Genomic DNA, 13140 nt, shown 5'->3' on the forward strand with positions numbered 1-13140 from the left:
ACGGAGGTTTGAAGATTACTCAAGCATTTGTATGAAAATTGAGCCAAGGAGCTGCTAAATTATGACATTGCGAATGTCCCCCTATTTAATGATGAACGGAAATGCAAAGGAAGCGATCCAATTTTACGAAAAGGCATTGGACGGGAAAGTCCTCTTCAACCAGACTTTTGGAGAAATGCCAGAAAATCCAGAATTCCCTTTACCTGAAGAAGCAAAGGAACTTGTGGCACATGCAATGATAAAAGTTGGCGAAACGGACCTCATGTTTTCAGATATGTTTCCAGGTCAAACCAGTCAAATTGGAGATCAGGTTACGATCTGTATTTCAACGAACGACATCGAAAAATCTAAACAAATTTTTGAATCCCTTCAGCAAGACGGACAAGTGAAAATGCCGCTGCAGGAAGCTTTTTTTAGCCCAGCTTATGGGATTGTAACGGACAAGTTCGGTGTAACGTTTCAAATTTACACAGAGGGCGAAAAATAATTTATTATTTTTCTTTAAAATAAAAATAGCCTCCATGGATAACCCCAAGCGGCTGTTTTGGTTACTCTTATCAGGAAAATTACCTATTTTCCGTTCCAATATTAAAATCAATAGTTTAGCTTGTTAAGGTGATGCTTGGTTAATAAAAGACATTTCCCATGTTATTCAGGCAAAAGGAAGCCAGTATGAGCAACGAAAGCCGAATTTCTCATTGTTTCAACGAGAAATTCGGCTTTAGCTGCTATTTACTGCTCCTTGGATACTAAGAAAACCCTGTAACCGGATTTACTAATAAAACACTTAGCGATTTATTTTTTTTTACATCAATCTTTGGCTGGTATTGTTCGGAGACGATGATATCATCTTCCATTAACACATAGGGATGTGTTTCCATTAAAATCGTTTTGAGATAGTCAGGCATTCTCTCTGCTTCGTACGCACAAATTAACGGAAACGACAGCTGGTTTACAGCTTCGTCTACCACTTTCTCGAAATCACTTATTAGATGCAGCGGATCTCCCATTGTGGCCCACTCTACATGTGCCCATGAACGGAAAGAAATTTTATTTTCCACATATGGCTGTACAGTTTTATTAAAGTATTCAACGATTGCAGGAGGATGATAACTGCCGCTTGAATAATAGAAATCGAAGTTGTTTACAAAGTGAACGAATTCCATTTGATTTTTTGTTAACCGAGTGCTCAGTTCATTGCGAATCGCAGGGTAAACACGTTCATTTTCAATAAGAATAACGTAATCTCCCGCTAAAATGCCATCTTGGATAAAACTCACAACCTGATCTATGTAATTCTTCGTTCCACTATAGGAATACAGTACATGAACATTCCTTTGGTCCTCAAACAACTGGTTCATTTTGCTCTTCAAGTAATCACCCCTTTTTTTATTTTTCCTTCATTATAATGGGTTTCTGTGAATAAAGCTAAAAAATGAAAGGAGAATAGGGCTTTCATTAATCGCTGCAGCGAATGCGTCTTATACAGAACAGTATGAACGGTGGCTAATCTCACGATTTATTAAAGAAAATAATAAAAACGCCATACATAAGACATGGCGTCTATTTCATAAAAGAAAACCATTTAAAGAATGGATTTTTCTTTTTGTCTGTTATTTTAATTTCATCCATCAGAAGTTTATCTTTACGTTTAGCTATCCATTGATTTAATTCATGCTTATCCTGGCAGTGGGTCATATACGTTTCTCCGCCTTTACCGCTCGCGTTAATGATATATCTGCACGAATTATTTTTCATTTCGTCCCGCCTTTTTTTTCATAATGTGTTTTAACTTCCACCTATTATAACAAGTTTAATTAAATCGTCTACCCCTAATTCAAAAATAATTCTTAGATTTATTTTACTGATAATATCCCCCGTTATTTATAGACAAATTGTAAAGAGTGCGAATAAGTACTTTTTACTAATTGTTAACAAAAATTTACACCTAATTTCCAAATTTTGTTGTATATTTATGGAGTATGTCTATTTTATATCTTTGGGGGATAAGCAAATGTCTATTTTAACTAAATTCTCGTTAAAAAATCGGGCAGCGATTGTTATTATGGTGTTTCTGGTAACAGTACTCGGTGTGTATTCGGGTTCCCGTCTGCCGATGGAGCTACTGCCGAGCGTGGATGCACCGATGATAACGGTCACCACGTTTGGTGAGGGAATGGATGCCGAGACGGTTACCGAAGAGATAACGGAACCGCTTGAACGTCAATTGAAAAATGGTACGTATCTTGACAGCATGACTTCTTCAACAAGTGAAGGAATCTCCATGATTACACTCAATTACACGTCAGAAGCCGACATGAAAGAGGCTGCTTCAGAGGCTGAAAAGCTGATCAATCAAGTTCAGCTGCCGAAGAACACAGGAAAGCCGGTTGTGTCTCAGCTGAACTTCTCCATGATTCCGCTTGCCCAGGTGGCACTTGAATCTGAAGAAGGATTTTCGAAAGCCGATGAAGATCGGATTGAAGAAGAAATAAAAACGAAATTTGAAGACATAGATGGTGTATCAAGCGTCACGTTTTACGGAAAGTCCATTTCAGAGCTTTCTGTTAAAATCGATCCGGAAAAAATGAAAGAAAAGAAAGTGTCCGCCGAACAGCTGATGATGGCTCTGCAATCTCAAAATGCATCGATTCCTGCTGGCGAAATTGCAGTGGACGGAAAAGCAAATGCTGTCAGGGTGCTCGGGGAAGTAACAGACAAAACGCAAATTGAGAATGCGATTCTTGCACCGGATACAAAAATAAAAGATATTGCGGATGTTTCCATTCGTCAGTTTTACGAAGCAGATGCAAGATTAAATGGTAAAGAAGCACTGGTTTTGGTTATTTTTAAAGAAGCAAGCAAAAACGCTGTTGAAATTGGAAAAGAGGTCGACCGGAAAGCCGAAGAATTAAATGATATCTATAATGATGATTTCTCCGTCCGCACGGTTCAAAATACAGCAGAGGATGTTGAAGGCGCCGTGCTTGGCATGGCAAAGGAAGTGGCGATTGGGGCAATCGCTGCAACGCTCATCATTCTGCTGTTTTTAAGAAACATCCGAACAACCTTAATCGCTGTAGTCAGTATTCCGCTGTCGATTTTAATTACACTGTTCTTACTTGATCAATCAAACATTACGCTAAACATTTTAACACTTGGCGGATTAGCCGTTGCGGTCGGACGTTTAGTCGATGACAGCATTGTTGTCATTGAAAATATTTACCGACGCATTCAGACTGAAGGCTTGTCAAAAGAAGTTATTCTAAGCGGAACGAAAGAGGTTTCGACTGCGATTACGTCTTCAACGCTTACAACAATCGCTGTCTTCTTGCCGATTGGCCTTGTTGGAGGTTCAATTGGAGAAATCATGACTCCGCTGATCTTGTCGGTCGTCTATTCAATTCTTGCATCCCTGCTTGTCGCATTAACAGTAGTACCGCTGTTAAGCTTTGTCCTTTTAAAGAAGGTGAAGCAGAAGGAGCATCAGCCGTCTGCTAAGTATATTTCCATTTTGAAATGGTCACTGAATCATAAATGGATTGTTTTAGGTGCCGCGTTCATCATTTTTGTTGGATCCATTTTCACCTTCAATTCGATTCCGCAGGCCAGTGTTAACAGTCAGTCTGAATCGTTCGTAAATGTCTCCTTAACCTACCCGGCGGATTATGATTTAGAAGATGCCAAAGAAAAAGCAGGGGAATTTGAGCAGGAATTATTAAAAGAAGATAAGCTCAAGGATTTATTTTTCCAGATGGGCTCTACATCTGAAGATGCAAAATACGGTCAGGTTTTATCTGAAAAACAAGCAAATTACTCAGTGATTTTTGAAAAAGGAAAAGATGTTGAAGCATTTTTAGAAATGATCAAGGAAAAAAATGAAGAGTATGCTCCAGGCAAAATTGAAGGAACTCAGTTCTCATTTGGAAGCTTTGGCGGAGGAAATGGCATTCAGCTGAACGTGACGGCTTCAAATGAGGAAGACCTTGCAGAAGCAGGAAAGCTTGCTGCAGCAGAACTTGCAAAGATCGAGGGAATCGAAAAAGTCAAAAGCAATTACGAAGAATTGAAAAACGAATGGGTTGTCAATGTGGACCAGGAAAAAGCGTCTGCACTGGGCTTAAGCCCAATACAAATTGGCCAGCAGGTCCGCGCCATGCTGAATAAAACGCCGCTTGGCCAAATCAAAGTAGGCGATGAACAGGTTCAAGCTGTTATCGAATACGATGATGTTAACTTTTCGACAACTAAACAAGTCCTGAATACGTATGTCACTTCACCTATTGCGGGACCTGTACAACTCAAACAAGTAGCTGAGATTGAAGAACGGGACATCAAAACTCAGGTGTATCATCAGGATGGAAAAGAAACGATTCAAATTTCAGGTGAAATCAGTGCGGATGACTTAAAAACGGCAGGAATGAAAATCGATAAAATGACTAAAGAAATCGACCTGCCTGAAGGTGCATCTGTCTCCGTTTCGGGTGCAACTGAATCGATGCAGGACGATTTCACAGATCTCTTTAAAATGATGGGCATCGCCGTATTAGTCGTGTACCTCATCATGGTCGTCACCTTCGGTCAGGTAAGAGCGCCGTTTGCGATCCTGTTCTCGCTGCCGCTTGCTGCAGTGGGAGGCATTCTGGGACTCGTCATCTCCCAGACACCAGTTGACATCAATGCTTTGCTCGGAGCCTTAATGCTGATTGGAATCGTGGTAACAAACGCCATCGTCTTAATCGAACGCGTCCAGCAAAACCGCGAAAAAGGACTCGATGCCAGAGAAGCTCTGTTAGAAGCGGGGTCCACGAGGCTGCGCCCGATTATCATGACGGCCGTAACAACCATCGTAGCCTTAACACCAATGATTTTCAGTGCAACAGAAGCTGCCAGCATGGTCTCAAGAAGCTTAGCGGTAGTTGTAATTGGCGGACTAATCGTATCTACGGCCCTGACACTTGTAGTTGTGCCGGTTATGTATGAACTGCTGGCGAAAATGGGGAGAAGACGGAAGAAGAATAAGGGTGTTGCAGAGGATGTTGGGGTTTAAGAAATAAAAGAATGCAGAGGTGCAGACTTTTAGGTGTGCCCTCTGTTTTTTTTTACACAAAAAAGAAAATATGGAATATAATTGGGTGTAGAAGGATTTTCTAATTCTAATAGGAGGGGGATTTCAAAATGGCACTAGAAATGAGAACGGTATGTGAAAAATGTTCTGCAAATCTCCATAACAAATCAGATGCATACATCTGTACATATGAATGCACATTCTGTCATACCTGTACGGAAGAAATGGAATTTGTCTGCCCAAACTGCGGGGGAGAACTTGTGAAGCGGCCGAGGAGCGGAAAAGCTGTTTTAAGCTGATTTAAAAACTATATAGAAAACAAAGAACAGTCAACATCTCACTGTTCTTTGCTTTTGCTGGTTGGTAAGGGGGTTCCGAAGTGATTGGCTGGTTAATTATAGCATGTGAAATTGGATTTTGGGTCTTTGTTCTAGCGGGTTTAGTCGCAAGGTATCTAATGAAAAAGAAGAAGCTTGGAGCGTTTCTGCTGATTTGTACACCGGCAGTTGATTTTGTGCTGCTTGCGGCAACCGTGCTTGATTTGAAGAACGGGGCGACTGCGACAATGGTACATGGAATTGCAGCCATTTATATCGGAATCAGTATTGCTTTTGGCCATGGGATGATCAAATGGGCAGATCAGCATTTTGCCTACCGGTTTGCAAATGGCGTGAAACCGCCGAAAAAAATCAAATACGGAACCGAGCATGCACGACGTGAAAGAGAAGGATGGATCCGCCATCTCCTTGCCTGGATAATTGGTGCATCTTTTCTCGGGGCCATTATTCTCTATATCAACAACGGACAGCAGACAGAACAGCTGCTTAAAACTCTTCAGCTTTGGACCCTTGTCCTTGGAATTGATTTTCTCATCAGCTTCAGCTACACCTTATTCCCGAAAAAAGAACCGTATAGGGGAAGAGACATGTAAATTAAAACCTGTTTGCTTTCCTCAAAAGATTTAGAAGTATGAAATTTTGCGCTTCTATGTCTAGCTCCATCACCCAGACCCTCGGTCATAACGGCTCCGCCAAAAAAGTCAAACCCGGACTTTTCTGTCGGATCCTTTTATGCCTGTCGGGTCTAAACGGGTGATTCCGCTTTTCTTTATAGCATGATACAAATTACCTTAGGCATAGGGTTAAGTAAAAGCTTCTGAAAAGGGCTGATTAACTTGAAGCGAAATCCTTATGTCCCGCTTATCGCAGGATTGAGTCTTATATTTATTGTTTATCTGGTTGTTAATACAATAAAGCACGTGAAAGTCTACCTTGTTTACAGCTCGGGTCTTGGTCCGTTTATCATTGGCGGATTGCTGCTTGCAGTCATTTTATTTTTAATTGTGAAGGGGAGCAGTTATCGGTGAAAAGACAGATCGGACCTTAAAAGGGGGCGGTCTTTTTTTATTGGGGTGGTATCCGGGTCTATTTCTTTTTTATGCGACATCACTTTAAGTCTGCAGCAAATAAAAAAAGACCCAAAAAGGATCCATGCGCTGTCATACTTTTTATTCTTTAGAGCCTTTTCCATCGTCCTGCTGTTTAGTGCCCTTACTTGTATAAGGCTTAAAGCTCTTCTTTTTATTGGCATTTGCCTGCCAGCGGTTCCAGCCTTTTTTGCCTGTTCCTCCGCCTGTCCCGCCTTTACTGCTCTTCGTTTTAGCTTTAGCTTTACCCATACTATCACTCCATTATGATTGAACGCTGAATGGCAGCGTGTTTATTTTGTATTAAGAAAGTTTAAATTATGCGCTTCGGTGTCTAGCTCCATCGCCCAACTCCTCGGCCAGAACGGATCCGCCAGTAAAGGCAAAAAGCGCCTTTTCTGGCTGATCCTTTTCTGTCTGCCGGAGCTAAACGGGCGATTCCGCTTTTCTTTTAAGCGTATTAGTACTACACTACCACAAACATCAGATTCTATGTGAAAACCAAAAATAGTTCCAATATTCGGTTTAAGTTTTACGATTCAAAGCTTCAATCACTTCATCCGCTTTTTTCCATGAATCAATCGATGCTCCTGCTGCGAAAGAATGCCCGCCGCCGCCAAACATACGGGCGATGTCATCAATCGGAATATTCCTTGAACGAATTCTTACACGAATTTCATTCGGATATTCAATAAAAAAGACCCAGATTCTCACTCGTGCCATCGAAGACAGGACATTCACAAGATTAGCCGCTTCCGCACGGTCCACCCCGTAAGCAGCCAATTTCTCCTCCGTTAAATGAATAAAGGCAACTCCCTGATCCGTCACCTTAAAAGTCCTTAAAATCGCCTCGCGAAGACGAGTAACACCGCTGCTTTTCTTGTTCAAATGATTATGAATCCGTTCAGGCTGAAAATGAAACTTCCGCAATGCCTTAACAGCCTTCAACGTACGCGGTGAAGCAGTTCCATTCAGCAAACGGCCAGTATCCCCAATAATCCCGGTATACAAAGCTCCGGCTGCCTCTTTATTCATCCGAAAAACCTCTGGATACTCCGAAAACAAATCAACAAGCATCTCACTGGCCGAGCTGTAAGAAGGATCCACCCATGAAAGATCACCGTAGGGTTCATGATCAGGATGATGATCGATTTTTATTAGCAGGGCTCCTTTTGAAAATCGTTGGTCGCAAATGCGAGAAGTTTCTGCCGTATCACATACAATTACTAAAGCTTCTTTATATGCTTCATCTGAGATAAGGTCCATTTTATTAATGAAGAGAAGACTTTTCTCATCGTTTCCAGCTGCGTATACGGTTTTGTCAGGGAAAGAATGCTGAAGCGTTCTTTGCAAGCCTGTCTGGGATCCGATGGCGTCGAGGTCGGGGTTGATGTGGCGGTGGATGATGATGGTGTTGTGGGTTTGTATATTTTTTAATATCCTTTTTTTGGCTGTCTCCATGTCCATTTTCTCCTTTATACCTAATAAAGAAAGGACTTCTTCAAAAGTTCTATATTATTTTTTCCCTCTTTATCATCTTCATATTGTTTTACAACAATCTATGATAACCCTAAAGAAGTACAATTGAATTGCTCCAGAATTTCTTTTATGATTCTATTGAATTATGAAAAAAAGCAAGTAATCTATACATCTATATCAAATAAAATCTATTTTCTTATTCCTTATCTTATTATATAGAATTTACTGGTTAATCTGAATAAAATGGTTTATATATTTTTGGGCCTTTAAATTTTTTTGAGAAATTAATTAAACTAACAATTTTATTGATAGATCCTGCAAAATCTCTTTTTAAGTCATGTTCCCATACTCTCAGAAGATGCCACTGCTTTTGTATATAGTAATTGTTCACTTCAAGATCCCTTTCTTTATTTCTATTGAATTTTTTTATCCAGAATAATTGATTTTTTTGAGGTAATGTTCCGTGAAATTCGCAAGCATGACAAAAACAAGAGTCAATAAATATTACAATTTTATATTTCTTAATAGCGATATCAGGGGTACCAAATAATGATTTACCGTTTTTTCTGAATCTAAAACCCCTATGCCAAAGTTCTTTTGAGACTATTGATTCTCATTTTGTATTTTACCCCTTTATAGAACCCATGATTTTCTTTCTATTCTCTTCTGAATTGTTTTTAACCATCCTTTTCACCTCATATTTTTTTCTACCCAAAAAACCATGAATCCAAAAGTGAAACGAACATTTTGAAGTTATCTTATAAATGTTTCAATGTTTTAATAACTGGTTCAAACGATATTAATATGTTAGTATGAAAAGACTATTTAGGTAATTAATACTCTAATGATAGCTCTTTATGCAACTGCAGAAAGAGCTTCTTATTTTGATTAGAAAGTTTCTTTTAAATTTATTTTTAAATAGGTACTTGATCTTTTTTGGCAAATTTATTATTATTTATATATATGATAAGGCGAAAGGATGTTCGGTTTTAAATGAAAGTAATTGAACTTTTTGCTGGAGTAGGTGGATTCAGACTTGGATTAGAAAAAACTGGTCATTTCGAAGTGGTATGGGGAAATCAGTGGGAACCAGCTAAAAGAGCTCAGGATGCATTTAATTGTTATTCAAAAAACTTCAGTGGTACAGGTATTCATTCGAATGAAGATATTTCTCAAGTAAATACACAAGAAATTCCAGATGCTGACTTATTAGTTGGGGGATTCCCTTGCCAAGATTACTCTGTTGCGAGAACTTTGTCCGGAGAACAGGGTTTAAAGGGGAAAAAAGGTGTTTTATTTTGGGAAATTAAACGAATTATTCAAGATAAAATGCCTGAATTTGTACTTCTTGAAAATGTAGATAGACTATTAAAATCACCATCTAGCCAAAGAGGAAGAGATTTCTCTATTATGCTTGCTACATTTAGAGATCTGGGATACAGCGTTGAGTGGAGAGTTATCAATGCTGCTGATTATGGATTTGCTCAAAGAAGAAGAAGAGTATTTATTTTTGCATCTAAACTAGAAACTAATTATGGACAAGCTATTAAAGATAAAGATAAGAATGATTTATTATTTAAAGAAGGTTTCTTTGCTGATGAATTCCCTGTTTTACCAGTGGCTTCAGAAAAACATAAACCACTGGAACTAACTCTACCTTTAGATCTAGTGGAAATTTCTGATACATTCAGCACCAAATTTTTAAATTCAGGTATTATGATAAATGGTCAAGTATACTCTGTGGAATTACTACCTATAGAGACACAACCTACACCTTTAATTGATATTTTAGATTTAATGGTTGATGAAGAGTACTATTTAACCACATCTAACATTGAAAAATTTAAATTCTTAAAAGGTGCAAAAAAGATTGAACGTACATCCTCAACTGGACATAAGTACATCTTTTCAGAAGGTGGAATGGCATTTCCAGAACCATTAGATAAACCAGGAAGAACAATGTTAACTAGTGAAGGAACTGTTAACAGGAGCACCCATGTTGTGCAAAATCCTTTTGATGAAGAAGGACGTCTACGCTTCCTTACACCCGACGAATGTGAAAAACTAAATGGATTCCCGGCTGGTTGGACTGATACTGGAATGTCTGAGAGAATGAGATATTTTTGTATGGGTAATGCTTTGGTTGTTGGGCTAATTGAAAAAATGGGTAGAAAAATTCATGAAATTGAAAAAACACATAGTTACAAATAGAAAGAGCTGCCAACTGAAGTGAACCCAAAAAGTTAGACACTTTATTTACTTAGGCAGCCTTGAGGGCATGAATCCGGTAATCAACCGGGCTCATGCCTTTTAATTTTACCTTGATTCGTTGATGATTGTAGTAATGGATATATTCTTCTAGTTCTTGTTTGAAATGCTCCATGCTTTTAAATTCTTGAAGATAGAGTAATTCGGATTTTAATAAGCCAAAGAAGTTTTCAATGACCGCATTATCGAGACAATTTCCTTTGCGTGACATGCTTTGTGTAATGTTATGTTTTTTCAAATCATGCGAGTATTGTTTCATCTGATAATGCCAGCCCTGATCTGAATGGAGAATGGGTGAATCTTTCGATTCCAAGCGATCAAAGGCTTTATCCAGTATTTTGGAAACGAGCGGATAAACAGGCCGAGATTCGATATTATAGGCGATGATTTCTCCATTAAACAGGTCAAGAATGGCCGATAAGTATAGTTTCTCCCCAGCTATATGGAATTCTGTGACGTCTGTCACCCATTTTTCATTGGACTTTGCCGCCTTGAAATCACGTGCTAGAATGTTGGGCGCAATCTTGCCGATTTTCCCTTTGTACGAACGGTATTTCTTCATGCGAACCAATGACTTCAATCCTAATTCATTCATCAATCTGAGAACTGTTTTATGATTGATGCGAGCACCTCGATTACGTAATTCTAGGGTGATACGCCGATACCCATAACGCCCTTTATGCGTTTGGAAAATCTCTTTGATAAGGGATTTAATTTCTGTGTATTTATCCTCACGCCCGAAGGCGTTTACCCAATAATAGTACGTACTCCGTGCCATTTTAGAAATGGATAGAAGCAGATTTAAATCAAATTGTTTCCTTAGTTCATGGACTACTTTCGCTTTTTCTTTTTTTGTAAGGCATCCTTTTCTTGAACTAAGGCATTCAACTTTTTTAGATAGGCATTCTCTGCACGTAAGTATTCTAATTCGGCAAGAAGTGCTTCTTGAGAGCCATTAGCTGGCGATTTTTTCTTAGTTTCTTTTTTCATGGATAGACGCCCCTTTTTCTTTGGTTTAAGGGCGTCTATACCTCCTTCCTTAAACTGATTTGCCCAATTCAAAAGTGTAGAATCGGAAGGAAGGTTATAGTGTACAGCGGTCTCGTTGATCGATGCCCCATATTCGTTCATATATTTAAGTACCTCTAGTTTAAAGGGCAGAGTGTAATTTGTATAGGATGAAACAAGTCCTTCCATCCCATGTTTTAGATAGCGAGCGACCCATCTTTTCAGAGGGGATAAACCTACATTTCTTTCTTGAGCAATGGATTTATAGGATTTTTCCCCTTCTAAGTACTCTAAAACTGCATGTGATTTTTCGTCTATCGTATATTTAGTCAAAAAAACTGCACCTCCAATTGTTAGATGTTGTCTAACAATTGGGGTGCAGTTCAAACGACAGCTCTTTCTATTTGTTGAAATTAACCTGTTCTAGTAGATAACTATTGTTTAGCCAAAAACATTTTTTTACTATATTGTCACCGTGAGGTGTTGGATAAGTATCTTCCCTGTTTCTCGCATGGGGTCTCACATGGCATACTTTGTTATCGCTACTTTTTGGTAAATCGTCTGATTTCCCCAGATTTATTCTATTAACTGTTTCTTCCCAAACAGATTTAACTTCATTTTCTAAATCAGAAAGTGGAATATTCCAGAACATTGATCTTTCAAAAAGATATTCTCCAACTTCATTTTCCTTAAAAACTACAAAAAGGAATCGTGTTTCTAAAAACATATTTCTTAATGTGCTTGTCTCCCACGTTTCCTTAATAATGTCTAAATACTTAAAGGTAGGAAATGACATACTCTCTTTTATTTTACCATTTTTTTGAATTCTGATAGCTTTTATTTTTGTATTTGATTTTAAAAATTCTTCTGTTTTATTTAAATCAGTTAACTCGCCATTTAACATTTTAGCAGCAACTAAATAAGTTTTACCCTTAGAATTATTCGAGACACCAAAACGAGTGCTTAAGTTGACCAGAGTCTCTCCATAATAATTGCTATAAGCTTTAATAATGAATTCTTCTAAAGAATCTTCTAATTTGTCAGTAATAGTTTGATAAGTAACATTTTTCTTCAATATATATTCATTTAAAATAAATGTCATATATGAAGATTTTAAACTAAACGCCCGTTGCATAGCTTTAATTGAAGATTTCGGCTGTTTTCTTAAACTATGTTTATTTGCCCCTTTAGTGCAAGCACCCAAATAACTTGTTTCAGATTCTGATAATTCATGTGCTAATCCTTTACTGACTTTATCTACTATTTTTTTCCAATCGTCTTTAATTATTTGTAGGTCTTTTTCTGGGAAACTAAACAATTGTGCGTGTGTGATTTTGAAATCACTTCTATTAGTTTCTTTTTCATACAAATAAAAGATTAACAGTAACAATTTATTTTTATTCCAGAAAGAACTAGTTTCAAATTTTTCATAAATCAACTTTTCATAATCAATAATATTTAAGACTAATCGCTCTTTTGAAGAATACTTTGATTTTCTTACTTTTTTATAAGGTGTCAGCTTAAGTTCAACGCCGGCTTCTACAAAATCTGGTCCAGAGAGGCTGTTAGGTTTATAGCCGAAATGATGTTTTTCAATTAATTGCCCCAATCCACCTTTATTAGTAGATTTTTTTAAATCTGAAGCAGGAATAACTTCATAGAAACTTTTATTTTCTAGTACTTTTGCGTGTAATTCTATAGATTTAGCGTTAAAAATATCGTATTTCATTATTAACTCCTTTATGTAATATTAGAATAAGATAATTTTACCATATAAAAAACCATAATAACTTTAATAACAAATCAGATAATCTAAATCTTTTCTTGGAGGTATTGACCAATTACAGATAGGCAAAGTTCCATATTACCGATGTAGGTATTTAGCTGTATG

Annotated in this window: 13 protein-coding genes; 6 read left to right on the top strand and 7 right to left on the bottom strand. The window is 37.9% G+C overall.

The annotated features are described in order from the left end of the window. Positions 1–61: 61 nt before the first annotated feature. The gene (locus LIT25_06775) at positions 62–487 is read left to right on the top strand and encodes a VOC family protein (GenBank protein ID USK35034.1); all 426 of its coding nucleotides are present in this window, start codon (positions 62–64) and stop codon (positions 485–487) included. A 262-nt stretch (positions 488–749) separates the two neighbouring features. Here LIT25_06775 and LIT25_06780 read toward each other — a convergent pair whose 3' ends face one another. Further along, a complete protein-coding gene (locus tag LIT25_06780) occupies positions 750–1373 on the bottom strand; it encodes an MEDS domain-containing protein (GenBank protein USK35035.1) in 624 nt (207 codons plus the stop codon). 190 nt (positions 1374–1563) lie between these two features. Beyond that, on the bottom strand, positions 1564–1758 hold the full coding sequence (locus tag LIT25_06785) for a hypothetical protein (protein ID USK35036.1): 195 nt from the start codon (positions 1756–1758) through the stop codon (positions 1564–1566). A gap of 256 nt (positions 1759–2014) precedes the next feature. Here LIT25_06785 and LIT25_06790 point away from each other — a divergent pair, with 256 nt between their 5' ends. From LIT25_06790 to LIT25_06805, 4 genes are all read left to right on the top strand, one after another. Further along, complete coding sequence (locus tag LIT25_06790; protein USK35037.1) at positions 2015–5050, top strand: efflux RND transporter permease subunit; 3036 nt, start codon at positions 2015–2017, stop codon at positions 5048–5050. A 128-nt stretch (positions 5051–5178) separates the two neighbouring features. Continuing rightward, complete coding sequence (locus tag LIT25_06795) at positions 5179–5367, top strand: DUF1272 domain-containing protein (protein USK35038.1); 189 nt, start codon at positions 5179–5181, stop codon at positions 5365–5367. Positions 5368–5447: 80 nt separating this feature from the next. Next, on the top strand, positions 5448–5999 hold the full coding sequence (locus LIT25_06800; GenBank protein USK35039.1) for a hypothetical protein: 552 nt from the start codon (positions 5448–5450) through the stop codon (positions 5997–5999). A 243-nt stretch (positions 6000–6242) separates the two neighbouring features. Further along, positions 6243–6434, top strand: a complete 192-nt coding sequence (locus LIT25_06805; protein USK35040.1) for a hypothetical protein — start codon at positions 6243–6245, stop codon at positions 6432–6434. Between the two features lie 141 nt (positions 6435–6575). Here LIT25_06805 and LIT25_06810 read toward each other — a convergent pair whose 3' ends face one another. From LIT25_06810 to LIT25_06820, 3 genes are all read right to left on the bottom strand, one after another. Further along, positions 6576–6746, bottom strand: a complete 171-nt coding sequence (locus LIT25_06810; protein USK35041.1) for a DUF3934 family protein — start codon at positions 6744–6746, stop codon at positions 6576–6578. A gap of 273 nt (positions 6747–7019) precedes the next feature. Next, a complete protein-coding gene (locus tag LIT25_06815; GenBank protein ID USK35042.1) occupies positions 7020–7955 on the bottom strand; it encodes a bifunctional oligoribonuclease/PAP phosphatase NrnA in 936 nt (311 codons plus the stop codon). Positions 7956–8202: 247 nt separating this feature from the next. After that, complete coding sequence (locus LIT25_06820; protein USK36182.1) at positions 8203–8580, bottom strand: very short patch repair endonuclease; 378 nt, start codon at positions 8578–8580, stop codon at positions 8203–8205. Positions 8581–8966: 386 nt separating this feature from the next. Here LIT25_06820 and dcm point away from each other — a divergent pair, with 386 nt between their 5' ends. Beyond that, positions 8967–10184, top strand: coding sequence for a DNA (cytosine-5-)-methyltransferase (dcm, locus tag LIT25_06825; GenBank protein USK35043.1), 1218 nt, complete (start codon positions 8967–8969; stop codon positions 10182–10184). A gap of 49 nt (positions 10185–10233) precedes the next feature. Here dcm and LIT25_06830 read toward each other — a convergent pair. Continuing rightward, positions 10234–11582, bottom strand: a protein-coding gene (locus LIT25_06830; GenBank protein ID USK35044.1) for an IS3 family transposase whose coding sequence is annotated in 2 segments (ribosomal slippage) — positions 10234–11138 and positions 11138–11582 — 1350 coding nt in all. Because the reading frame shifts where the segments join, the coding sequence is not laid out codon by codon here. Between the two features lie 67 nt (positions 11583–11649). Continuing rightward, positions 11650–12978 carry a restriction endonuclease gene (locus LIT25_06835; protein ID USK35045.1) on the bottom strand — a complete coding sequence of 443 codons (1329 nt, stop codon included), beginning with the start codon at positions 12976–12978 and terminating at the stop codon, positions 11650–11652. Positions 12979–13140 lie beyond the last annotated feature (162 nt).

Origin of the sequence: Bacillus sp. F19, from assembly GCA_023823795.1 — a bacterium.
Classification (GTDB): domain Bacteria; phylum Bacillota; class Bacilli; order Bacillales; family Bacillaceae; genus Bacillus_P.